General features: G+C 49.4%; 20 protein-coding genes. 13 read left to right on the top strand and 7 right to left on the bottom strand.

Annotation, left to right across the window (positions count from 1 at the left end; genetic code table 11):
- Positions 1-41 precede the first annotated feature (41 nt).
- Complete coding sequence (gene katG / locus GW590_RS11280; RefSeq protein ID WP_169403150.1) at positions 42-2252, bottom strand: catalase/peroxidase HPI; 2211 nt, start codon at positions 2250-2252, stop codon at positions 42-44.
- 264 nt (positions 2253-2516) lie between these two features.
- Positions 2517-3542, bottom strand: a complete 1026-nt coding sequence (locus GW590_RS11275; protein WP_169403149.1) for an LLM class flavin-dependent oxidoreductase — start codon at positions 3540-3542, stop codon at positions 2517-2519.
- Between the two features lie 254 nt (positions 3543-3796).
- On the opposite strand from GW590_RS11275, the gene GW590_RS11270 reads away from it, so the two are divergent.
- Positions 3797-4105, top strand: a complete 309-nt coding sequence (locus tag GW590_RS11270; protein WP_169403148.1) for a cupin domain-containing protein — start codon at positions 3797-3799, stop codon at positions 4103-4105.
- A gap of 243 nt (positions 4106-4348) precedes the next feature.
- Positions 4349-4870: a 1,2-dihydroxy-3-keto-5-methylthiopentene dioxygenase gene (locus GW590_RS11265; protein WP_169403147.1), complete on the top strand. Its 522-nt coding sequence runs from the start codon at positions 4349-4351 to the stop codon at positions 4868-4870.
- A gap of 98 nt (positions 4871-4968) precedes the next feature.
- Here the strand turns inward: GW590_RS11265 and GW590_RS11260 are convergent, their stop codons facing one another.
- The gene (locus GW590_RS11260; protein WP_169403146.1) at positions 4969-5910 is read right to left on the bottom strand and encodes an aminoimidazole riboside kinase; all 942 of its coding nucleotides are present in this window, start codon (positions 5908-5910) and stop codon (positions 4969-4971) included.
- A gap of 250 nt (positions 5911-6160) precedes the next feature.
- Between GW590_RS11260 and GW590_RS11255 the strand changes: the two genes are divergently transcribed.
- From GW590_RS11255 to GW590_RS11240, 4 genes are all read left to right on the top strand, one after another.
- Entirely contained in the window at positions 6161-7732 is a 1572-nt protein-coding gene (locus tag GW590_RS11255) for a carbohydrate porin (protein ID WP_169403145.1), read from the top strand.
- Between the two features lie 71 nt (positions 7733-7803).
- Positions 7804-9174, top strand: a complete 1371-nt coding sequence (locus GW590_RS11250) for a sucrose-specific PTS transporter subunit IIBC (RefSeq protein WP_169403144.1) — start codon at positions 7804-7806, stop codon at positions 9172-9174.
- Positions 9174-10583: a sucrose-6-phosphate hydrolase gene (locus GW590_RS11245; RefSeq protein WP_169403143.1), complete on the top strand. Its 1410-nt coding sequence runs from the start codon at positions 9174-9176 to the stop codon at positions 10581-10583. Before GW590_RS11250 ends, GW590_RS11245 begins: the two co-directional genes overlap by 1 nt.
- Before the next feature lie 30 nt (positions 10584-10613).
- Positions 10614-11630 carry a substrate-binding domain-containing protein gene (locus GW590_RS11240; protein WP_169403142.1) on the top strand — a complete coding sequence of 339 codons (1017 nt, stop codon included), beginning with the start codon at positions 10614-10616 and terminating at the stop codon, positions 11628-11630.
- Between the two features lie 700 nt (positions 11631-12330).
- Here the strand turns inward: GW590_RS11240 and GW590_RS11235 are convergent.
- A complete protein-coding gene (locus GW590_RS11235) occupies positions 12331-13251 on the bottom strand; it encodes an alpha/beta hydrolase fold domain-containing protein (RefSeq protein WP_169403321.1) in 921 nt (306 codons plus the stop codon).
- A gap of 183 nt (positions 13252-13434) precedes the next feature.
- Here GW590_RS11235 and GW590_RS11230 point away from each other — a divergent pair, with 183 nt between their 5' ends.
- The 5 genes from GW590_RS11230 to GW590_RS11210 all read left to right on the top strand — a co-directional run bounded on the left by GW590_RS11230 (position 13435) and on the right by GW590_RS11210 (position 17643).
- Positions 13435-14229, top strand: coding sequence for a MerR family transcriptional regulator (locus GW590_RS11230; RefSeq protein ID WP_169403141.1), 795 nt, complete (start codon positions 13435-13437; stop codon positions 14227-14229).
- A gap of 590 nt (positions 14230-14819) precedes the next feature.
- Positions 14820-15056 carry a hypothetical protein gene (locus GW590_RS11225; RefSeq protein ID WP_169403140.1) on the top strand — a complete coding sequence of 79 codons (237 nt, stop codon included), beginning with the start codon at positions 14820-14822 and terminating at the stop codon, positions 15054-15056.
- Between the two features lie 55 nt (positions 15057-15111).
- Entirely contained in the window at positions 15112-15894 is a 783-nt protein-coding gene (locus tag GW590_RS11220) for an SAM-dependent methyltransferase (protein ID WP_169403139.1), read from the top strand.
- A 48-nt stretch (positions 15895-15942) separates the two neighbouring features.
- A complete protein-coding gene (locus GW590_RS11215) occupies positions 15943-16836 on the top strand; it encodes a hypothetical protein (protein WP_169403138.1) in 894 nt (297 codons plus the stop codon).
- Between the two features lie 72 nt (positions 16837-16908).
- Positions 16909-17643: a 2OG-Fe(II) oxygenase gene (locus tag GW590_RS11210; RefSeq protein WP_169403137.1), complete on the top strand. Its 735-nt coding sequence runs from the start codon at positions 16909-16911 to the stop codon at positions 17641-17643.
- 33 nt (positions 17644-17676) lie between these two features.
- On the opposite strand, the gene GW590_RS11205 is transcribed toward GW590_RS11210, so the two are convergent.
- Together GW590_RS11205 and GW590_RS11200 are read right to left on the bottom strand one after the other, a co-directional pair.
- A complete protein-coding gene (locus GW590_RS11205) occupies positions 17677-18852 on the bottom strand; it encodes an MFS transporter (RefSeq protein WP_169403136.1) in 1176 nt (391 codons plus the stop codon).
- A 409-nt stretch (positions 18853-19261) separates the two neighbouring features.
- Positions 19262-21184, bottom strand: coding sequence for a sensor domain-containing diguanylate cyclase (locus tag GW590_RS11200; protein ID WP_169403135.1), 1923 nt, complete (start codon positions 21182-21184; stop codon positions 19262-19264).
- A 590-nt stretch (positions 21185-21774) separates the two neighbouring features.
- Between GW590_RS11200 and GW590_RS11195 the strand changes: the two genes are divergently transcribed.
- Positions 21775-22968 (top strand): sugar transporter, encoded by a 1194-nt coding sequence (locus GW590_RS11195; RefSeq protein ID WP_211186728.1) that lies wholly within the window; start codon positions 21775-21777, stop codon positions 22966-22968.
- Between the two features lie 139 nt (positions 22969-23107).
- Here the strand turns inward: GW590_RS11195 and hemB are convergent, their stop codons facing one another.
- Positions 23108-24088 carry a porphobilinogen synthase gene (hemB, locus tag GW590_RS11190; RefSeq protein ID WP_169403133.1) on the bottom strand — a complete coding sequence of 327 codons (981 nt, stop codon included), beginning with the start codon at positions 24086-24088 and terminating at the stop codon, positions 23108-23110.
- A 366-nt stretch (positions 24089-24454) separates the two neighbouring features.
- On the opposite strand from hemB, the gene GW590_RS11185 reads away from it, so the two are divergent.
- Positions 24455-25393, top strand: a complete 939-nt coding sequence (locus GW590_RS11185) for an ROK family protein (RefSeq protein WP_169403132.1) — start codon at positions 24455-24457, stop codon at positions 25391-25393.
- The last annotated feature ends 2 nt before the right edge of the window (positions 25394-25395 follow it).

Genomic DNA, 25395 nt, shown 5'->3' with positions numbered 1-25395 from the left:
TTTATTTACTGATATCAGTGATTGAAACTGTTCAATATCCCTTAGATATCGAATCGATCCAAATTCATCACCTTAGTCCAGGCGGCGACAAAGTCTTTAACAAACTTTTCTTTGGCGTCACTGCTGGCGTAAACCTCGGCGGAAGCACGTAATACCGCATTAGAGCCAAACACCAGGTCGGCACGGGTGGCAGTAAATTTAACCTCTCCGCTCTGACGATCGCGTCCGGCAAATTGCTCTGCTGAAGCATCGGTTGCCTGCCATTGCGTACCCATATCGAGCAGATTGACAAAGAAGTCGGTGTTCAGCTCGCCCACCTTGCTGGTGAATACGCCGTGTTGACTGCCATCGAAGTTGGTTCCCAACACTCTTAATCCACCGACCAGTACCGTTAATTCCGGCACGGTCAGCGTAAGCTGCTGCGCCTTGTCAATCAGCAGATTTTCCGTCGAGGTACTGCCGGAAACGCCGCGATAGTTACGAAAACCATCCGCTTTCGGTTGAAGAAACTCAAAGGATTCAATATCAGTCTGATCCTGGCGGGCATCAACCCGACCGGCGGTGAAAGGCACGGTGATCTCAACGTTAACCGCTTTCGCCGCCTGTTCTACACCTACCACGCCAGCAAGAACGATCACATCCGCCAGCGACGCTTTATGCACTGACTGTTGAATCGATTGCAGAGTCGGTAAAACGCGAGCTGCAATGGCGTTAACTGCCCATTCTCTTTGCGGCAACAGCGCGAGTCGCGCACCGTTGGCACCGCCTCGCTTGTCACCGCCACGGAAGGTAGAAGCTGATGCCCAAGCCACCGAGGTCAGTTCACTAACGGTAAGACCGGAAGCGGCAATCTTCTCTTTTAACAGTGCAATATCAGCGCTGGTTGGCTGATACACCGGCAGCGGTAGCGGGTCTTGCCAAATCAGGTCTTCTTTTGGCACTTCCGGTCCGATATAACGTGCTTTTGGCCCCATATCTCGGTGGGTCAGTTTATACCAGGCTCGCGCAAAGGCTTCGTTAAATGCCTGCGGATCGCGATGGAAACGACGAGATATTTTCTCAAACTCCGGATCGAAACGCAGCGTCAGATCGGTGACCAACATGGTCGGTTTATGTTTTTTCGCCGAATCAAAGGCATCCGGGATAATATCTGGCGCATTCACCGCTTCAAACTGTATTGCCCCGGCAGGACTGTGTGTCTGGACCCACTCATATTTGAACAGGTTTTCGAAGAAATAGTTACTCCACTGCGTTGGCGTCTGTGACCAGGTGACTTCCAGGCCGGAGGTGATGGCATCAGCCCCAACACCCGTGCCATAACTGCTTGCCCATCCCAGGCCTTGTGCTTCAATAGGTGCGGCTTCAGGATCGGCACCGACATGGCTGGCAGGACCGGCACCATGGGTTTTGCCCAGCGTATGGCCACCCGCGATTAACGCCACAATCTCTTCGTCGTTCATGCCCATATTACCGAACGTGGCGCGGATAGCCGGGGCTGCCGAAGCAGGATCACCACTGTGATTCGGGCCTTCCGGGTTAACGTAAATCAGCCCCATTTCCGTAGCACCCAATGGCGATTGCGCCAGCGATTCAGGATGACGGTGTTCAAGCCAGGTGGTTTCATCGCCCCAGTTGACATCAAGATCAGGTTCCCAGACATCTTCGCGCCCGGCACCAAAGCCAAAGGTACGGAAACCGGAGTTTTCCAGCGCAACGTTGCCGGCGAGAATATAGAGATCAGCCCAGGAGATTTTTTGACCATATTTTTGTTTTACTGGCCACAGCAAGCGACGTGCCTTGTCGAGGCTGACATTATCAGGCCAGGAGTTCAGGGGTGCGAAGCGCTGCTGACCGCGGCCGGAACCACCTCGACCGTCGATGGCGCGATAAGTCCCGGCGCTGTGCCAGGCCAAACGGATAAAAAGACCGATGTAGCTCCCCCAGTCAGCGGGCCACCAGGGTTGCGACTCGGTGAGCAACGTTTTGAGATCGCCTTTTAGTGCGGGATAGTCTAATTTTGAAAATTCCTGGCGATAATCAAAGGATTCGCCCAACGGATTAGAACGGTTTGAGTGCTGATTCAGTAGATCGACTCTGAGCTGATTAGGCCACCAGTCGCGATTGCTTGTGCCACCGCCAGAGGTTTTATTAGCATTTCCCTCATGAAAAGGACATTTACCGGCTGATGTTTCTCTTTCTGCTTTCACAATAGGCTTGCCGTCTTTTGCTTCTTCATCAATAGAATTACTCATGGTCATACTCCTTTTATGTATTCTTATTGCTACTCTATACGCGGACGCAACCAAGGCCCATCTGAATCACCCTATGTATTTGATAGTTCGTTCCTTGGCGTTTAAACGTCCATTGTGCGGGCTTTAACCATGACAATATGCCCTTCTGACCAATTTATCAGTAAGTTAATCATAAAATCCTTCCCTGCCTGACAAGCCCAAATAACAAAGCCCACTTAAGTTTCCTCAAGCGGGCTTTGGGTATGACCAATGTCCTTTAGCGCACTAGTCGCGCCAGCCCATGGCCGGTGCGACATGATGCAGGATCGACTCAATAACGTGCACGTTGTACTCAACACCCAGTTGGTTTGGCACCGTCAGCAATAAAGTGTCAGCTTCGGCAATGGCTTCGTCCTGTTTGAGTTGCTTGACCAGGGTTTCCGGATCAGCGGCATAACTGCGTCCAAAAATTGCCCGGGTTTTCTCATCGAGGAAACCGACTTTATCGCTATCGTTGCCGCTGGCACCAAAATAGGCGCGATCGCGATTATCCATCAGAGCAAAAATACTGCGACTGACCGAGACCCGCGGTGCACGTTGGTGACCGGCTGCGGCCCAGGCCGCACGGTAGGCACGGATTTGTTGCGCCTGTTGAATATGGAACGGCTCGCCGGTTTCATCATCTTTCAGCGTCGAGCTTTGCAAGTTCATCCCCAGCTTCGCCGCCCAAACCGCAGTGGCATTGGAACCTGCGCCCCACCAGATACGTTCACGCAAGCCGGCAGAATAGGGTTCCGGGCGCAACAGCCCCGGCGGATTGGCAAACATCGGCTGGGGATTCGGTTGTGCAAAACCTTCGCCGCGCAGTACATCCAGCAGAACTTCGGTGTGACGCCGCGCCATATCGGCCTCGGTCTCTCCTTCGGCGGGCTGATAACCGAAATAGCGCCAGCCATCGATAACCTGTTCCGGCGATCCACGGCTAATACCCAGCTGCAAACGGCCAGCGGATATCAGATCGGCGGCAGCGGCGTTTTCTGCCATATACAGCGGATTTTCATAGCGCATATCGATTACACCGGTACCGATCTCAATCTTGCGGGTTTTTGCGCCAATCGCCGCCAGCAGAGGGAAAGGTGAACTTAGCTGGCGGGCAAAATGATGCACCCTGAAATAAGCGCCATCCGCCCCCAGTTCTTCGGCAGCGACAGCAAGATCGATAGATTGCAGCAAAGCATCAGCCGCCGATCGGGTACCCGACTGGGGGGATGGTGTCCAATGGCCAAATGATAAAAATCCAATCTTCTTCATCGCCTGTTTATCCTCAATGACGTAAACCAATGGGCCAAACCCGCAAAACGAGATACGGCCACTTATCGCATTACTTTACGCGACTCAGGATGAGAATAAATATCATTTATTTAACATAATGATTCAGTTTATTTGATGAACAGTTAGGTATATCGCCAATACCGGACTTATCTAACTTATATAAAATAGATATTTCGCAGAGAAAACCCAACGGTGCTTAATGGAGGATTAATATTTATCAGGTAACCAGGCTTATGGAACAAGGTTCAGTTTTCAGCATCGCCGCTAATCTGGCGCAGGTATGGAAGTCACAGTCACTTGGCCTGGTGGGCAATGCCAATATCAAAATATTAAAAATGGGCGGCGAAGGTATTCCCCCGGAAGTTCACGAGGATTTTGATGAAATGCTTATTGTGCTGGAAGGCGAGCTGCCGCTGATTGTCGAAGATAAATCCTTGCATTTGCTGACGGGGGATTATTGCCTGGTACCGAAAGGTCATCAGCATTACGTTCCCGCCGGAAGCTTCGGCACCCTGTTGTTAATTGATATTCTTGCACCCTGAATTTTTGGCGGCTGGCAACAAAACCAGGCTGCACTAGTGCTGATACCAGCGCCTCACTCGTTAGAGATAAAAAAATAATGAATGTTAATATGCTGATAAAATGCGACAGCTAAAATATAAACTTAGTTAATGATATGTTTATACGAAAGATCCACAGGTATAAGATATGACTAACCCGTCTTGTTTTTTATCCGCATAAAGTTAATGGTGAATACTCACAGCTACCACTGGGGAATAACCACTATGACAACATTATCAATCTATCACCGTCCGCAAATTAGCCAACCGATGCAACAGCTGACCACCTTTGACGATATTGCCTCGTTACTCGCCAGTGCTGGTATCCAACTGGAACATTGGCAGACAAACGCTCCGACGGCGGATGCCAATAGCGAAGCTATTTTGCATCAGCATCGTGCCGAGATTGAACGGCTGAAACAACAGGAAGGTTATACCTCTGCCGATGTGATCAGCCTGACGCCAGAGCATGCCGAACGAAAAACGCTGCGAGAAAAATTTCTTCAGGAACATACTCACAGTGAGGACGAGGTTCGCTTCTTCGTGCGTGGCAGCGGAACTTTTTTTGTGCCGATGGGCGACCAGGTTTTCCAGTTAACCTGCGAAGCAGGGGATCTTTTGCGGGTTCCGGCCAATACGCCACACTGGTTTGATTGCGGCGAGTACCCGGACTTTGTCGCTATTCGTATTTTCACCAATCCCGAAGGTTGGGTAGGACACTTTACCGGCCGGGAAACCTTTCACTAAGCACTTGCTCGCAGCTTCCGACGCTGACATCCTTGGAGGCCCCACTTAAAAACACTTAAACGGGGCACGACTTTTCTGGCAATATCCCTCGGCGCTATTTAGTCTGTAGACGAGTAAAATGCCGCCAATTGTAAACTGTTCGGCAATGCCGTCATCGCCCCTTTGGCCGTGGTGGCCAGGGCGCCACAGGCAAGTGCCTGACGGATTATCTGCTGCCAGATCTGTTCTGAACTCACTGGCCAGTGCTGTGCCAGTCCGGCAAGCAGTCCGGCAACAAAGGCATCCCCTGCCCCGGTGGTATCGAGCGCTTTTACTTGCGGAGCTGGATATTGCGTCAATGATGCATCTTTTCGACGATAGACCAATACGCCATTTTTACCTTGTGTGACCAGCAGCAGTTCAGGATTATGCCGTTCACACAGACGTAAAATCCCTTCCGATAACCGCACCTCCCCCGTCAGATATGCCAGTTCTTCTTGTGAAATTTTTATAATATCTGCCAGCGCAAGCGCCTGATCCAGGCAGTTACGTAACTCATCCTCATCTGTCCACAGGTCAAGGCGGATATTGGGATCAAAGCAGACATGGCCTCCGGCCGCTCTCATCCGGGTCATCGCCAACAGTGCCGTAGAACGAGAAGGTTCTGCGGACAAGGCAATCGAACACAGATGCAGAAATTGTCCGGCGCTAAAGGTCGGCAGATCTGTGCCCTGGAGGAATAAATCTGCCCCCGGGCGCACCATAAAGGTAAAGGATCGCTCTCCTTCGGCGTCGTTGGCCACCACCACGGTTGAGGTACGCTGGTCAGGGTCAAGTTGCATAAATTGCGTATTTACTCCCTCATCATCCAGCGTTTTAAGCAAAAACTTGCCGAAAGGATCCTCCCCTACGCGGCCAATAAATGCGCTATCGCCCCCCAGGCGACTTATTCCCACAGCCACATTGGCAGGCGCGCCGCCCGGACATTGCAGTAATCGGCCATCTGCTTCCGGGATCAAATCAACCACCGCATCACCCAGCACCCAAATTCGGTTTTTCATCTTCATTCCCTGTTCAATACGTATCAGACAACATGGTTGATAAAATAGAAGAACCGGTTTAGCTAATCAAGTACAAATGAATTATTCAGATTAACTGAGGATTTGCCAACAAGATCACAATTACAAGACAAAACGGCAAAACTTCGTTGCTAAAAGGGCTGAGGGATGATTATTGTGCTCAGGAAAACCAGTTTAGCAATTTAGCTAAAACATTTTCCCATAATAATCAAACCGCCTCTGAGTGATAAAAATGATGATGAAACCTCACTACCTTGCTGTGGCTATTGGATTACTGCTTTCGAGCACCGCGCAGGGCGCTGACACCTCGGCCAGCGCCATTGAAGCCCGTTTTGATCTCCTTGAAAAAAGACTACAGCTGGCGGAGAACCGCGCTGCTACGGCAGAAGCGCGCGCCAGCGAAGCAGAACAACAGGTCAAAAAGCTGGAGACGCGTACTGCCAGCAATGAACAACAAACCCGCCAGGTGGCGAAGCGTGCTGAAGTCACCCAACAACAAACGGCCGAAGTGGCTAAAAAGACTGAGACGTTAGCCAGCAATAACAGCAACGATAACAGCGGCTTCAAATTTTCTGGTTATGCACGCTCCGGCGTCATCATGAATAATTCCGGCACCTCGACAGAAAGTGGTCCTTACGTCACTCCGGCCGGGCAGACCGGCGGTGCCGTTGGGCGTCTGGGTAACGAAAATAACACTTACGTTGAGCTAAATCTGGAACATAAACAGACCATGGCCAGCGGCGCGACCTCTCGTTATAAAGTGATGCTGGCCGATGGGCAGCGTAACTATAACGACTGGACCGGAACCACAAGTGCGCTGAATATTCGCCAGGCCTTTGTCGAACTGGGATCCTTGCCAACCTTTACCGGTCCGTGGAAAGACTCGACGCTGTGGGCAGGTAAACGCTTTGACCGCGATAATTTCGATATTCACTGGCTCGATTCCGATGTCATTTTTCTTGCCGGGACCGGGGGCGGGATCTATGACGTCAAATGGGGCGATAACCTGAAAAGCAACTTCTCGCTTTATGGCCGCAACTTTGACGATCTGACCAATAAACAGAATAACGACACGCTCATTGAGAACTATATCGTTACGGCCAACAACTTTGCCGGACCATTCCAGTGGATGGTCAGCGGGCTGCGCGCTAAAAACAATCAGGAGAGAGAAAACAGCGGCACTCTGAGGAATAGCAATGCGGCAGATAGCGGCTACCACACCATGCTGGCTTATCACGGCGACAGTTTCTACGGCCTGCGTGAAGGGACATCCAAAACCGCCCTGCTGTATGGCCACGGGCTGGGTGCGGAAGTGAAATCCCTTGGCTCAGACGGTTATCTTATCAGTGAAGCCAGTACGCTACGTCTGGCAACCTACGGCATGACGCCATTAAGTAAAGACTGGAGCATCGCCCCCGCCGTTCTGGCCCAGCAGAGTAAAGATCGCTATATCTCCGGCGATGACTACAAATGGGTAACCCTTAATACTCGCCTGATCCAGAAAATCACCGACAATTTCGAACTGGCGTATGAGGGCAGCTATCAGTATATGGATCTCGATCCGCAGGGCTTTAGCAATAACAACAAAGTGAAGGGAGGCTTCTATAAACTGACGTTTGCACCAACCTTTAAGGTAGGCGATATCAGTAACATGCTTAGTCGTCCTGAAATCCGTTTCTTCGCCAGCTATATGGACTGGAACAAAAATCTCGACAGTTATTCCAGCAGCGATTCCTTTGGCACCGATGGCTTTACCGCCGGTGGACAGTGGAATTTCGGCATCCAGATGGAAACCTGGTTCTAAAAGCAGCCTGTGCATTATCGTGACACGCCTGAGCCGATCGGGCGTTATTGTTGAGGATAAAAAGGAAAATTATGAATATCAATGCAATCGCCACAGAACTGCTGCCATTACTGGGAGGCAAAGACAATATTGCCAGCGCAGCCCATTGTGCAACACGTCTGCGACTGGTCCTGGTGGATGACAGTCTGATTAACAAAAGCGCCATCGAAAAAGTCGAGGGCGTAAAAGGATGTTTCAGCAATGCCGGACAGATCCAGGTCATCTTTGGTACCGGCCTGGTCAATAAAGTGCACGCCGAGTTTATTAAAGTGGCGGGTATCAGTGAATCCAGCAAATCAGAAGCGGCAAACATTGCGGCGCAGAAACTTAATCCGTTCCAACGCATAGCGCGCGTCCTGTCGAATATCTTTGTGCCGATTATCCCGGCGATTGTTGCCTCCGGTCTGTTGATGGGCCTGCTCGGTATGGTAAAAACCTATGGCTGGGCCAACCCGGAAAGCGCTATTTTTATCATGCTTGATATGTTTAGCTCGGCGGCGTTTATTATTCTGCCGATCCTGATTGGCTTTACCGCCGCCCGCGAGTTTGGCGGCAATCCGTTCCTGGGGGCCACGCTGGGCGGCATTCTGACCCACCCTGCTCTCACCAACGCCTGGGGCGTCGCCGCCGGTTTCCATACTATGAATTTCTTTGGTATCGAGATTGCGATGATCGGCTATCAGGGTACGGTTTTCCCGGTGCTGCTGGCGGTGTGGTTTATGAGCTTTATTGAAAAACGCCTGCGCAAAGTCATACCTGATGCCCTGGATTTGATTCTGACGCCGTTTCTGACGGTAATCATTTCCGGATTTATCGCTTTCCTGCTTATTGGTCCTGCCGGTCGCGCGCTCGGTGACGGTATCTCGTTGCTGCTAAGCACACTGATTGCCCATGCTGGCTGGGTTGCCGGTCTGGTATTTGGCGGATTATATTCGGTTATCGTGATCACCGGTATTCACCACAGCTTTCATGCCATTGAAGCCGGATTACTGGGTAACCCGCATATTGGCGTCAACTTCCTGTTGCCGATCTGGTCAATGGCTAACGTCGCGCAAGGTGGTGCCTGCCTGGCGGTCTACTTCAAGACCCGTGACGTCAAAATCAAAGCGATTGCGCTGCCCTCCGCCTTCTCGGCGATGCTGGGCATTACCGAAGCGGCGATCTTTGGTATCAATTTGCGCTTTATGAAACCCTTTCTGGCCGCGCTGGCCGGCGGCGCAATCGGTGGTGCCTGGGTAGTGGCGATGCACGTCAATATGACGGCGGTCGGCCTGACCGGCATTCCCGGTCTGGCGATTGTGCAGGCCAGCTCCTTCCTCAGCTATCTGGTCGGTCTGGTGATCGCTTTCGGCAGCGCATTCCTGCTCGCTTTGCTGCTGAAATATAAAACGGAGAATGAGTAATGAAGGAAAGCACTCTGCTGAAACAAGCCTTGCGCCAGGTGATGTCCGGCCAGGTGCCGGCGGCGGCGGATCCCTACCGTCCCGGCTGGCATCTGGCGCCCGCGGTAGGATTGCTCAACGATCCTAACGGCTTTATCCAGCATAACGGCCGTTATCATCTGTTCTATCAATGGAATCCGCTGGCCTGTGCGCACGGGGCAAAATTCTGGGGACACTGGAGCTCCGCTGATTTGCTGCACTGGCGTCATGAACCGCTGGCGCTGGCACCGTCGGAGGCATTCGAGTCCCACGGCTGTTATTCCGGTTCGGCGGTGACAGATCATGGCCAACTGACGCTTATCTACACCGGCAACGTAAAATACGCCGATGGCAGCCGCACAGCGTTTCAATGTCTGGCGCGGCAAAATGCCGAAGGGGGATTCGATAAAATCGGGCCGGTGCTGGATTTGCCTGCCGGTTATAGCGGTCATGTGCGCGATCCCAAAGTGTGGCGGCATAATAACCATTGGTATATGGTGCTGGGCGCGCAGGATCTTACCCTGCGCGGCAAGGTACTGTTACTGCGTTCCGAAGATTTACTGAGCTGGCACACTCTGGGGGAAATTGCCGGGTCAGGGCTTAACGGCTTGGGCGAGTTTGGTTATATGTGGGAATGCCCGGATCTGTTCCGGCTGGCAGATCACGACGTGCTACTGTGCTGCCCGCAAGGTTTGCCCGCTGAAGCTGACCATTATCTCAATACCTTTCAGTCGGGATATTTTGTTGGGCAGTTGGATCACCAATCGGCTCACTTTCCACACGGAGATTTCTCGGAGCTCGATCTCGGCTTTGAGTTTTATGCACCGCAAACTACGCAAACCGACGATGGCCGTCGCCTGCTAATTGGCTGGATGGGCATACCGGATGGTGATGAATTTTACCAGCCAACGGTGGAACAGGGATGGATCCATACCATGACCTGTCCGCGTGAATTGACGCTGGTTGCCGGTAAAATCATTCAGCAACCGGCCCGTGAACTGCAACAACTTCGCGGCACCATGCAACAATGGCAGGGGATCGCCATGGATGCGCCAATATGGGATATCACACAGGCCGAGGTAGAAATAGAGACTGATCACCCCTTCAGCGCCGATTTTGGCAGTGATTTGCAACTGCAATGGGACGGCGAATGGCTGCGCCTGACGCGTAACAACCGCCGCAGCGGATTGCCGGAGCAGCGGGTCTGGCGTGGCCATTTACGCCATTTGTCGGTGCTGAGCGACCGTTCCAGTATCGAGATTTTTATCAACGGCGGCGAATCTGTGATGTCGTCACGCTATTTTCCTGCCCTGCCCGCCCGGTTAACCTTGAAAGGCGATCGGCAGATTACACTGCGCCACTGGTCGTTAGCGGATTGCGTGATAGAATAAACGTCTTTCCGGACAACAGAATATGGCGCAGTGAAAAAGAGCAAACGCATCACTATCAGTGGCATAGCGGAACTGGCTGGCGTGTCGAAATCGACTGCCAGTCAGGTCATTAACGGGCACAGTAAACAGTTTCGTATTTCCGATGCCACCCGCGACCGTGTACTCGCGGTAGCAGCCGAACATCATTATCAGCCCAGTATTCACGCCCGTTCCCTCAATGTAGCCCGCAGCTATACGTTGGGACTGGTGGTGCCGGAAATGACCAACTACGGTTTTGCCGCCTGCTCCAACGAACTGGAAACACTCTGCCGCGAAAACGGCATGCAACTGCTGATCGCCTGTACAGATGAAAACACCAGCCAGGAAACCATGGTGGTGAATAACCTGATCCAGCGTCAGGTTGATGGCCTGATCGTGGCATCGAGTATGCTTCACGATGCCGAATACGTGAAAATCAGCCAGCAACTGCCGGTGGTATTGTTTGACCGTCATATGCCAGACACCCTACTGCCGCTGGTAGTCTGTGAAGCGATAGAGGCTTCAGCCGAACTGGTGGCCAGAGTGGCAAAAAACCATCAGGATGAGTTTTATTTTCTTGGCGGTCAGCCGCGTATTTCCCCGACCCGCGATCGTTTGGCCGGTTTTCAGCTTGGCCTTGAGCGCGCAGGTGTTCGCCTCAACCCCGAGTGGATCCAATACGGCAATTATCATCCAAGTTCCGGCTACGAAATGTTTGCCAACCTATGTGCCCGCCTGGGACGGCCGCCGAAAGCGCTTTATGTCGCCTCATGCGGCCTGATGGAAGGGGTATTGCGCTATATGAGCCAACATAAGCTGCTGGATAGCGATATTCATTTATGCAGCTTCGATGACCATTATCTCTATGATTCCTTAACGGTCAAAATTGATACCGTGGCGCAGGACTGCCGGGAGCTGGCCATACATTGTTTTACTATGATCATTGATCTTATCAATGAACAACCGGTTGAACAGAAGCAGTGTTACCTGTCACCCAAGTTACACTGGCGACATGCTGATTCGATATAGTCAGGGCATTAAACCTTAGGGTATCAATTAAAATCGTTCAGCAACCGAGAGCAGTAAAACCCAATGGTATCTATCGCACTACCACAGTAACCGTTGGGACACTGAACGTCTTTGGGATCAATAAATATCAGGATAGATATCAATCACCCCTGACTTTAGCGCCACCATAATTAGCAGACAAAATGCAGTAATCCCTAACAGACTTGCAACTGGAGTACGCACGTTGACACAAGGCAGATCAGAAGAAATGCACTGGCCCCCACAGTGAATTCAAATGCCCACGTGCTGAGGAAATAATATGCCTGACCAGGGTGTTTGGCGGTGACCATCAATGACAGTGCCGCTAAAAGCTTCCCTCCGTTACGCTGATAGTTGGCTTGAGTACCCTGCGTATTATTGAAATGCGGGAATTTTGTGCAGTACAGGCTAAGGTTGGAGACACTAGGCGGCGTCATGGCAGGGCTTAAATGTACAGCACCAAACCAGGCATTGAGAATTGGGCGGTCGATGCGAGGCGAATAACCAAATAGAGTAAGTATCAGTGCCTGTTTGAATAGGTTGAACCTTTCTATATTCTTGCCCAGGATAATATTTTTCCGAAAAATCTTATAAATTTCTATAACCACCTTTAAGATTCAATCGTAATATGGGGCAGTGTGTCCTCTGCTACTGAACACACCGCCCCACAAGAAAAATCAGATTAATGGATATGACGTGCCAGGAACTGATAATTACGTTCCAGGTTATTGGTAGTATGGAAATATAAGTCTTCGGCATGATGAGCGCTCATCAATAAATTATATTCCACATTATCGCTACCAATCGCCTGTGCAAGGCGCGCAGCAAACTGCTCGCTTTGCAAACGGGGGATAGTGTTATCCAGATAACCGTGCTGGATCAGGAATGGTGGAGCGTCTGCCGTGATATAGTTTTCTGGATTAGTGGTATCCATAATCTTCTTATCAACTTTGGCAATTTGCTTTCTCATCAAAAAGGACTCAAAAGAGTCTTCGGTTGAGTGTTTTTGCCCATCAATACCAATTTCCTTCCACTGCTGATCCATGGTCAAAAAATTGATCGGCGTATACCAGGCAACAACCGCCTGCACACGAGTGGAAACATCGGCATTACCCAACTTGGGATCTTCCAGCGCTTTGACATTTGCCGACACCCCTGCCAGCGCAACAAGATTTCCCCCTGCCGATCCCCCCATCAGAATAATATTATCCGGGTCGAAGTTATATTTCTTGGCATTGGCACGAACGAATTTTATCGCCGCTTTTAAATCATTGATTTGCGCCGGCCATGGTGCTTCCGGGCTAAGACGATAGTTGATATTGGCGACAGCATAGCCCTTTTGCAGACCATAAAGGGCTGGCACCAACTGGTTGTCCATTTTATCACAACCAAAAAAAGCGCCGCCGTGCACATTGATAATCACCGGGTACTTTAACTTCCATTGATCCGGAAGGAAGATATCCATTTTTTCGGAAGGTGACGCATTGGCATAGCTGACATCAAGATATTTGTTTTGGATCCTCGTAATATCTGGCGCCTGACCGCAGGCGTTTGGCCCTTGTGGCGGACCTATGATTTTTTTCCCCTGCCAGTCTGGCGGCATAGCGACATCGGCAGCGTAACCTGGCATCGTACTGGCAAAAAACGCCGCGAGTAAAACATATCCAACTGATCTTTTCATTTTATCCCTTTGCTCCCTAAAGTCATGTTCATTGCCAAGCATAAAGGTTAAAGTAACTCTAAGGTCAACGGTTTAGTCTGTTTTCAGCCAGAAGCGTGTTTTGCCATGACAACATTGATTTATAGCATTCAGAAATTTGCTGTTCTTAGCGGTATTAGCGAATACAACTTACGTTATTTCGATCAAATCGATTTATTGCCTGCCCGGCGCAGTGCCAATGGCTATCGGGTCTATCATCAGGAACAGATAGCGATAGCGCGGATGATCACCATACTGCAAAGCGCCAGGTTATCTAATGCGCAGATCAAGACCCTTCTAAAAAACTACACTCTCCCACAGGGTATGGATATTCTAAAACAGGCACAACAACAGCTCACTGCCTATATCGACACCTTACAACTGGCCAATTCGATGATCGCCGCGCAAATAGATCAAATAGAAATGGTTCAGACAATCAGTAAACGACTGGACACCCCCTTTATTGAAGATAACAGCTCGGTATTGGTAGGTGTTATCACCCTTGATACACAAGATATCGGTGACTTTTTTAAGACAGTTATTGAGCATCATGCCCTGCCTGATTGGTACTTGCATTATCGCTATGGTTTTTTACTGGCTGCAGAGCAGATCCAGGCTACGGGCTATCCATTAGTCAGTTTTTATTGCGATGAACCCAATATTATTGCTTACCATAGCCAGCATTTGCCAGCCGGACGCTATCTGAGCCAATACAGTGCTGGCAGCCTTGAGAATAACCAGCAAGTATGGACTTTACTGCAATATGCCAAACGTAACGACTACCAGCTCCGCGGTGACATATTAATTGAAAACGTTAGCGGTCCGGCAATTCAAAGCAAAAAAAGCGATTTTTTGATCAAAATTATGCTGCCGATAAACTAGATGCTTTGCTTTGTAATCTCATTGCCTCCTAAGTCAATTACACTCGACAATACACCATGGCTCTGCTTTCCTTATAAACCGGTTTATATTGCCAAAAAAGTCAACAGACAGGCCATTAAGGGAGGTAATACAAGTATATATCTATAGTTTTTTATTTCTAACAACCTACAATTTCAACTTTCGATATATAATAAAAATCCTGATAAATCAGCATAATACCAACAACAATAAATATTAAAAAACCAAACAATCACGGTATAGAACAATAGAATTGGGTAACGACAAGATCACTAAAAAACATTATCAATTCGATATATTTAAATAAATTCAACACCCCTTATCGCTAGCAAATATCGTTATTTTTAACGCACTGAATTATAGTGATATTTAATATTTATTTCGAATTAGTGTTGCAATGCCGATTATTTTTACTATATATGTAACTTGTCTGCATCGCAGCCTGAACAGGCTTATCGATATAGATACTTAAGGACAAGCATGATATTTCTGGCTTTATGAAAACACATCACAGATAGCACTAAGCTCTGACAGAGATAAATCACATTAACTTGAGAAAAATAAGGAAATATATGAAAAACTCAAACCGTAAAATGCATCCTCGCTTCCAGGCTGCTGCACCCAATAATCTGTCCAAGGTCATGGGAAATGCCAACGCAGTCAAAGCATTGCATCCCCGCTTACAGGCTGCAGCACCAATGAACCTTGCCCGAGTAATGGGTGATTTTGATTCAGGAAAAGGACTGCACCCTCGCTTGCAGGCTGCAGCACCAATGAATCTGGCCCGAGTAATCGGAGATTTCCAATAAGGAAAACCGCATGCCTCAATAGATAATATTGGGGCATTTTTTAAAGGATCTTGGCATGAATAAATTATCTGTTATTGGCAGCGGCATGCTGGGGGTGAACCAAATCACGCGCCATGGTTTTTCTGTTATCCATACCGCCAGTAAAGTTTTCTGGATTGGAGAAATCGCCGGACTGGAACATTACTTATCCGATGCTTCCATCGCCCATCATAACCTTTCCTATCTCTATGAGGAGGGCAAACGCGACACGGATAACTACATTAGAATTATTGCCTATTTAATCAGAGAGGTTAACGATTGCGAACACCTGTGTCTTGTTGTACCCGGGCATCCACAGATCGGGGTGACTATAGTTCAGCAATTACAACAATTATCACAAAGTGGCGGTTTTGAACTTTTTTGCTTTCCCGGAATATCGAGTTTCGACGCCATGATTAATGATATATGGCTTGATCCGCTGGAGGAAGGCGCTAGCCTGTTAGATGCCAATCGATTAATTATCTATGACTACATGATGGAGCCCTGTATTAATTACTTTATTTATCATGTGTGTTCAATAGGTAATATCAAAACTGATTACTTAATACCGCAAAAGTCCAACAAAGTAAGTTATCTTAAATCCAAACTACTCAAACATTATCAACGAACACAGCAAATTTTCTTGTTCAGTGCGGCAACCTGTGATGAAGAAGCCCCCGATAAAATTGAAGGGACCCTCTCGCAACTTGAAGATCTGTTAGCGCATGTTACTTATCGACATAGTTTATATATCCCCGCGTCCCTGCCGAACAAAATGCGGGTCAACTATGAATTTTTAAAAGAAATTAATATCACCTAAAGCTAACAAGGATCTGTAATGAGCCTCCTTAATTATCACCGTGAAGATATGTTGGCAGATTACTCCTCTTGTTGTCAGCATGCAGCGCAACAAGCAGAAATTAGTGAATTATGGCCTCCCACCTGTGCCAGCCTAAGAGATCCTGTGTTATTTTCACATATGCCATTTACTCTGCAAAAACAGGATGTGCAAAAGGTAAGCCTCGGGAACCATCATTTTTACTGGTTAAATGCCAAGGCGGGCCATACCTTGAGTCTATTGATGGATATCGAAGGGGTGAATGCGATCTCCGCTTGTGATCGACGACTTGACTTTATCCATCAGGGGATAAAAAGCCTCGCCCCCGTCTGCCAACAGGAACTTGCCTTTATCGCTGATTTTATTTCTGCGTGGGTTTGGTTATCCCCTGCCCAGAAGACCGCAAACTATGGCAGTGCGTCATTTTATGAAATTCCTCATGTCGCCTTTATTTCTGATGCTGCGCTATTTTTTATTCCGCCCTGTCACTCGCTGTCCAGAGAACTGGGGGTCATAGGATTGATCGAAAATTTATATCATGAGGCACTTCATCATCAGGTTCATAGTTACTGCGCCTTTAAACAACCATATTATTGCAAAGACAATCTTGACCACAACAAACTGTGGTTTCCTTACCGAACCGACCGTTCATTCAGTTACGCTCAGGCGTTTAATGCCTGCTATGTCTACGGCGAAATAATCAGATTCAGAGGCAAGATGGCAGAATATCTTGCTCATATCGACAACACTGCTCCCTTAAGTGAAGCGATCAGCTCGGCAAGAATGATGTGGTTGACGCTGGCCGGTGCACTATTTGCCGTTAAAGAGGCTTTTCTGCCGCCGTGGCAAGGGCTAATTGAAACCTGGTACTTGCAGACACAAGCAGAAAGTCCTCAACCTCTGATTGTTGCCACGGATAAGTAAGCTAAAACCTTGTCATTATTGGCGACTATTTATCTGCATAAAATGGCCATAAAAAATAAAAGGGTGATGGGAATGAATAAAATAGTAAAAGGAAAAGGCTATTTGATTTACGACGATTTTCTCACTGAAGATGAATTTTTTGCCTTGCAGTTATATATGCAGTTTGAGGATTATCAGCATGTTCACTCTCAAGGCTGGTCAAAATCATGGCGTATTTCTGACGGAGAACCACTGGTCAGTAGCAGCTATATCTATTCACTGGATACCATGGCCACTACCGGCAATGGTGTGTTAATCACTGCCGGTATTGATATCCTTGGCCAAAAGCTTAATGCCATTATTGAGCCATTGCGTGAGTTTCTTGGTCAGGAATGGGATGCCTTTTCATTAACCACATTTCTTTATCCTGCCGGTTGTGGTCTTGGCTGGCACGAAGATGATGCGCAATATCAAGGGGCCTATATCTACTATACCCATCCTGAATGGAAACCCAATTGGGGGGGTGAGTTGTGCGTTATGGCCGCTCCGGTCAAACCCAGTGCCGGTTTGTCAGAAAACATCTATCGTGCCTCGGAAGACATTCTGCGAATGTCCGGCATAAGCAGTGGCGCGGTCGGGCCTGAATTTGGCTGGACGTTGCGAGAAAGAGCCATCAGTGAAGCTGGCATTGGTTCGCTGATTTACCCCAGGCCGAACAGACTGGTAGTAGTCAAACCCAACTATTCACATTGTGTTAAAAAAGTCGAGGCCGATGCCGGGGACCACCTGCGCTGCTCGGTGGCCGGTTTTTTTCATCAAAGCCGATAAAAAGAGACCAGCCGCAGCCGGTCTCTTAAGGACTTATTGCCGACGTTTTACATACAGGATCAGAGTCGATGATAACAGCAGCCCAACGCCTGAACAGAAGATCAACGAGCTATGGCTGCCAATCCGTTCCGCAAGCCAGCCGGCCACGATGCTCACGGCAGCCCCGATGATAATTTGCTTGCGGTAGCTGCTTGCCGAAGCGGCGGCAACCTGGTGTTTTTCAAAATGGGTCAGCAGGCTGTACCAGCCAATACTGTAAATAATATTTGAAAAAATATGCGCCAGAAACACCAGCAGCAACGAAATTGTCACCAGCGGGCTAAATGGCACAAAGATGTAGCAGATAATAAATGCCGCCAAACAGCCAATGATAAATAGTGCAGACTGGTTTTTATAGCGATCCTCTTTTACCAAAAAGGGTCCTAATAGCTGACCGAGGCTGCGAGCGAAGAGTAATAACAGTAGGGTTTCTTGTTCGCTATTGTCTGTTTTGATTAAGGTTGGCAACAGTGACATAGCCGGTGCCCCGGTCATTGCCAACGCCGGAAGCAGATACAAGCTGGCGCGTTGTTTTGCAGAGAGCTCCCGAGGCAGGCAGTGGGCTCTCCCCCTCTCGTGCGTAAAGCTAGCCAGTCTGGGCAGCGATGCAATAAAGAGTATCGCCAGCAGATAGTTGATTAAATTAACCAGCAAATAAGTATCACTGCTGACCTTGCCGTAAATAAAGGCCCCGATGCCAATACCAAACAGTACCTGGCAGGCAAAAACCAGGGTATCGATCAGCGCACCGGCACCAATGTCCTCCGGTGCCAGTTTCGCCTTGGTATAGTGGTTTATTGCAGGCAGTGTCATACCGGCGGCGATTGAAGAAGCGATCCCGGCGAGCTGCAAAAATGCTACCGAGTCATGGCGTAATCCATACCAGGGGATGAGTAGCCCCAGAGCGCCAATGCATTCCGCAGCAATCAGGCAATATTTTGTTTCGCCTTGCTGTAACAAGGCCTTGCCAATTATGCTACCCAGCAGACCCGGTGAGGTAGAGAGAATAAAGGCAATGGCAAATGAAGATGGCCCGGCATGCAGTCTGGCAAGCTCGGCAAATACCATAATAAAGGTAAGCCCGGAGCCGACAGAACTGCAAATTAGCGCCAACAATAAGGTTCTCAGCCAATCATAGGTTTTTACTGATCGTACTAAAATAGAAAACATAAGTACCTCAAAACGCGATTAAGTTCGAATCGGATTAAAATGTCAATTCGGCTTATTGATTACATTTAAATTCCTTGTTTTTTGTTTTGAGGGAGTAGCGAAAAACAAATTATAGCCATATCTTTATTTTTTGTCATAAAAATAGAAAAAGAAATGATAAGAGAGGAAGTATTTATATAGTGAATAAATAACCAATGAATCATTATTATTTCATGGGTATTTATTTTACGATTTTGATGAGTAAAGGGTGTTTACTAAATAAGTTTAATAATTACGTTAGCTGGATGAGTTTTTTCATTTCTGCGGTGATTAGACGGTGGCTGGCCAAACAAGCGTTAACTTTAGCAACGAAAGAGTTTATAACCTATCACAGCCTGACTAAACGCCCCCTGCGGGCGCCTGGTCATCATTACTGTAAAAAGACCCGCCCTTTACCCGCGCGCTTTGCTTCGTACATCGCAGCATCCGCTCTGTTAACCAGCTGATCGGCGGTATTGACTTCATTGGGATAATGCACGGCAATACCTATACTGGCGCTGATATTGACTGTCATCGTGCCAAGACGTATTGGTCTTTGAATAACAGCCAGTATTTTTTTGGCAACCTTATTGGCGTCAGTGGCGTCGTTCACCAGATTCTCCAGAACAACCGTGAATTCATCCCCGCCCAGACGCACTGCCGTGTCGGTTTGTCGAATACATTTATGCAGGCGGGAAGCTACTTCACGTAACACCATATCCCCGGCTTCATGTCCCTGGCTATCATTGATCGCCTTGAAACCATCAAGATCGATAAATAACAGTGCCATGGCTACCTGACTCCGTTTAGCCCGCGCCTCCGCCTGCGGCAAAAGATTGAACAGAGCACGACGGTTGGGTAACCCGGTCAATGCATCATGCAATGCCTCGTGGTCGCGGATGGCCTCAGCCCTTTTCCGGTCGGTAATATCATGCAGAAAAGCACTAAAAATGGTTTTGCCATCAATGGACAAAGCACAAACGCGAACCTCTACCGGTAGCATTTCACCATTGCGCCGTACCGCAGTCAGTTCTATCCGTTGATTCAATACCGGGTGTTCGCCGGTGTTCAGATACCGTTTCATGCCTTCTCGATGAGCTTTACGCATTGCCGCCGGAATAATCATATCTTCAAGTCTACGGCCAATAGCTTCTTGTCTACTCCAGCCAAAGGTTTGTTCAGCCTGTCGATTCCAGTCGGTGATCAGTCCGATATGGTTGATACAGACATAAGCATCGTTGGCGTTTTCGATAACCATCTGTAATTCAGCTTCACGTTTGCGTAATTCCTGCTCGGAGCGCAATTGTTGTTCCATGGAGGAAGAGAGCATGGTATTGGCCAAACGTAAGTCTTGGGTTCGGGTTTCTACCCGCTCTTCCAGATCCTTGCGCAGATCCGCCAATGAGGCCTCGGCTTCCTTACGTGCCTGGATATCTTTTATAATCAACACAAAATATTCCAGTTCCCCCTGTTTACTCATCTGCTTGGTGACGATCAGGTTAACCCAGACAATATTCCCGCTTTTATTGATATAGCGTTTTTCCAGTTGGTAACGGTCTATTTCATTGCCGATTAACTGCTGTAAAAGATAGAAATCGCTGTCAAGATCCTGTGGATGGGTAATATCCACAAAGGTCAGTTTGATTAATTCCTCCTGGCTATAACCGAGAGTCTGGCACAGCGCATCATTGACGCGTATCCAGCCACCATCCGCAGCAACCAGGGCAATCCCGACACCGGCACGTTCAAATACCGTGCGAAAACGCGCCTCAACGGCTTCGATAGCCTGCTCTGAATGAGACATCTGATTGCGGATAAGGATCACCGACTCACGCAATTGCACTTCCCTGCTCAGCAATGCGGCCATATCAATCAGGATATTGGTTTCATCCTCGCTTAAGAGTCGGGGTTTTGAATCGATGGCACATAAGGTGCCAATTGCCAGCCCCCCGGAACTGCGCAGGGGCACACCAGCATAAAAGCGAATGTGCGGATCCCCGGTCACCAGTGGATTATCTTTGAAACGCGCATCCAGCGTGGTATCTGTCACGATCAGCGGGGTGGTATCGATGATGGTATGCGCACAGAAGGCAAGTTCACGCGGCGTTTCGGTCGCCGCCAACCCCACCCGTGACTTGAACCACTGCCGATCGGCATCAACCAATGAAACCAACACAATAGGGACATCTAATATTTTGGCTACCATCCGCGTTATATGATCAAACACGGGTTCTTCCTGCGTATCCAAAAGATTAAGGATATACAGCAGATTCAGCCGTTCTGTCTCATTAGATGGCATCGGGTATGTAGTCATGCAGGCATATCCTGGGGGGGAGTACAGTCAAGTATAGATTCGAACCTTTAGAGATCAACTCAGCGAAATCTATAGAGAACTTGCAGCAACATTAAAAATAAATAGTGCGAGCCGCTATGCCAGAAATTATTTTTTTACCTGAGGTGATGACAGGCAGAGGAATATCTCTTCTTAATCTGATTTATCCAACAAAACATAATATCTATCCTAAATAATACACGCAGGATCGAGGTGGTGGCTCAATCACTCCCCTGGAGCAGTAATAATTAAACCATCGTCTTGGCACTGATCAACAACGCTGCTGCTTATTTACCCACTATGGTTAACCAGTGAACAAAACAGGTGCAGCCAGTCCCGCCGCGGGCTGCAGAGCAAAAACAGCCGCGGAAGATAAAAAACCAACGACAAGGCATTAATTCGCAGAGTAGAATGCAAAAGTTGTGCGTTAGATCACATTTTCCAACGCTATGGTCTACCCTTACTCCGCCAATTGCGCAAGTTATTAACCGATTGGCAACGGAATCATCGCAGGGCCAGACCTCCGGGCCGGGTTCAGATGACCGATCACTTAAATTTTCCTGGTTTTATTTATGCAAACATCGATGTCTTCACGCTCAGAGGGCTGGTTCAGAGTATTGAGTTTGACTCTGGCGGCATTTATTTTTAACACCACTGAGTTTGTGCCGGTCGGTCTGTTGACCGACATTGCGCAAAGCTTTGCCATGACCGCCGCGCAGGCGGGAATTATGCTCACCGTTTATGCCTGGGTTGTGGCGCTGTTCTCACTGCCCTTAATGCTGCTAACCGGCAAAATCGAGCGTCGCAAGCTGCTGATTGGCGTATTTGTGATGTTTATTGCCAGCCATGTACTCTCCGGATTTGCCTGGAGTTTTATGGTGCTGATGATCGCCCGTACCGGCATAGCCCTGTCGCACGCCATTTTCTGGTCGATCACTGCCTCACTGGCATTACGCGTTGCCCCACCGGGTAAAAAAGCTCAGGCACTCGGGCTGTTGACGACCGGTACCGCCCTGGCAATGGTGCTGGGACTACCGCTGGGCCGCGTTATTGGCCAACTGCTCGGTTGGCGCAGTACCTTCCTGATTATCGGCCTCGGCGCACTGGCCACACTGATATTATTGATTAAGCTACTGCCGCCTCTGCCGAGTAATAACTCAGGTTCGTTAAAAAGCGTTCCCGAGCTGTTTAAGCGTCCGGCACTGGTGCTGGTGTATTTGCTGACGGTGATCACCGTTACCGCCCACTATACTGCCTATAGCTATATCGAACCTTTTTTGCAGAAGGTGTCGCAGGTTAATGACAACTTTACTACCCTGTTACTGCTGCTGTTTGGGCTGGCAGGCATTATCGGCAGCCTTGTTTTTACCCGCTTGAATAGCAAGTTCCCTTCCGGACTGCTGATCGTTTCTCTGACGATATTGCTACTGAGTTTAATGCTGTTGCTGCCGCTGTCGTTTAACATCACCAGTCTGATTGTACTGTCGGTGCTATGGGGCGTGGCCATGACCATTATCGGCCTCAGTCTGCAAGTCAAAGTGCTGTCAATGGCACCGGACGCCACCGACGTTGCCATGTCGCTGATGTCGGGGATTTATAATATCGCGATTGGCGGCGGCGCCCTGATCGGCAGCCAGGTCAGTCTCTATTTGAATATGTCCGATATCGGTTTTGTCGGCGGTGGCTTTGCCGTTATTGGCCTGGCACTGGCGCTGTATACGCTGCGCCGCTACCGTCAGGTATTTGTTGAAGCGGCAATGAACTAAGGGCGGCTTGCCGGCATATATGGCATGAAGGTCGATAGTATCGGCGGTAACTCGCGATAAACAACAAAAAAGCCTGACGCAAAGGTCAGGCTTCTGTCTAAAAACGAGCGCTATGCTCAGGCAGCGTAGCGCGCCTTAATTAATACTCGACGCCTTGCTCGGCAATATCCATCGCAAAATAGGACAGAATAATATCAGCACCGGCGCGCTTGATGGCACCCAGGGTTTCGCGCACCACTTTACGCTCGTCAATCGCTCCCGCCTGGGCCGCAAACTTGATCATCGCGTATTCACCGCTAACCTGATAAGCCGCCAATGGCAAACGTGACGCCGCGCGAATATCACTGATAATATCCAGATATGCCCCAGCCGGTTTAACCATCAAGGCATCCGCCCCTTCCTGCTCGTCCAGCAGCGATTCACGGATCGCTTCCCGGCGGTTCATCGGGTTCATTTGGTAGTTTTTACGGTTGCCTTGCAACAGGCTGCCCCCCGCCTCGCGGAAAGGTCCATACAGCGATGAGGCAAATTTGGTGGAATAAGCCATGATTGAAGTATCAATAAATCCGGCTTCATCCAGTGCGCTGCGGATCGCCTGCACCTGACCATCCATGGCAGCAGAAGGGGCAATAAAGTCCGCACCCGCCGCCGCCGCCACTACCGCCTGCCGGCCAAGATTTTTCAGCGTGGCGTCGTTGTCTACGCCGTGGTCATGCAATACCCCGCAGTGACCGTGGGAGGTATATTCGCAAAAGCAGGTATCCGACATCACAATCATCTCGGGCACGGTGTCTTTACAAATGCGCGCCATACGCGCAACCAGGCCATTTTCATTCCAGGTATCGCTGCCGGTGGCATCCATATGGTGGGAAATACCAAAGGTCATGACCGAGCGGATACCCGCTTTGGCATAGCGTTCGATTTCATAGGCCAGTTTTGACTCAGGAATACGCAGTACGCCAGGCATGGTTTCAATAACAGCGTATTCGGAAGTCTCTTCTTCAACAAAGATCGGCAGTACAAGATCGTTAACGCTGAAGGTGGTTTCCTGAAACAAGGCACGCAGAGAATCAGACTGTCTCAAACGACGGGGACGTAAACTCGGGAACTGATTTGACATGAATACTCCTGAAAAAAGCGATTTCAATACGCACTACGATAAAAAGAGAAGCAAGGGCGGCTAGGAGAACGCCGGAACTGGCAAACGGAGGCCATTTTATAATAATTTCGCCAGAAGTAATTATCTTTGCGTAGCAAGTTTTTCAACCAAATGTTTCATCCCGGTTATGCGCCTTAATCAATGCGGTTATTTACGGATCACGACGTGCAGCGGCCAATGCCTGAATAAGCTACAATGCACGGCAAGGGTCGGAAGGCTTTCGGCATCTCTCTATCTCTCGCGGTTTTGCGGTCTGCCAATAAGGCTGACCGTGCCTGACTCCTGGCGAGCGGGCAATGAACGGCACGACTTACTGGACAAGCAGTCATGATGGTTAACACAGGTACAACGGTATTTTGTGCCGATATCGGCGGTTCTTTTATCAAGTTTGGCATCTCCCGTCGTCAGGGCGAGGTAGATGAGTTGGCTAAAGTTGCCACCCCCACCGATTCCTGGAACGATTTTGTGGCCGCGTTGCAGCAGTTATTGGCCGACCATCAGCAGGAGCAGCCAGAAGATACCCCGCTGGCAATTTCAACCGCCGGGCTGGTTTCACCGCAAAGTGGCGAGGTGATGGCCAGCAATATCCCCGGTTTTGCCGGACATAATATGGCGGCAGAATTGACGCACCTATTGGCTCGCAAAGTCAGCATTGCCAACGATGCCGACTGCTTTGCCCTCGCGGAAGCACACGTTGGCGAAGGCCAGGGGTTGCCGATCGTAGTGGGTCTTATCCTCGGCACCGGCGTCGGCGGCGGCATTATCATTAACGGGCAACTGTTGCGCGGTCACGGCGGGGTCACCGGTGAATGGGGCCACGGTGCCATTACCCGCACGGAACTGCTGCTTGATAACCGTTTAATCCAACTGCCACGCCTGCTGTGCGGCTGCGGCAAAACCGGCTGTCTTGATATGTATGGCGGTGCGCGCGGTATCGAGCGCTTGCATCAGCAGTTGCATCAGCAAAAGGCGGACAGCCATCAGATTATTCAGGAGTGGCAGGATGACGAGCCGCAAGCCGCGCAAACCCTACAGGCGTGGTTGCTGCTGGTCAGTGAACCGCTGGCGCTATTAATCAATATTATCGGTCCGTCGAAAGTGGTGGTCGGCGGTGGTCTGGCGTCGGTTACCCCGCTGATCACCGCTCTCGACCAGCAGGTACGCACCGCCACGCTGCATAGCTATCCCCAACCGCTGATTGTTCCGGGCCGTTTTGTCGATCACGGAGGACTGGTCGGGGCCTCAGTGCTGGGCCGACTGCGGTAAGT

It is taken from the genome of Rouxiella aceris (assembly GCF_012933545.1).
GTDB lineage: Bacteria > Pseudomonadota > Gammaproteobacteria > Enterobacterales > Enterobacteriaceae > Rouxiella > Rouxiella aceris.
The sequence above is the reverse complement of the archived record's forward strand: the minus strand, read 5'-3'. Positions and strand labels throughout refer to the sequence as shown.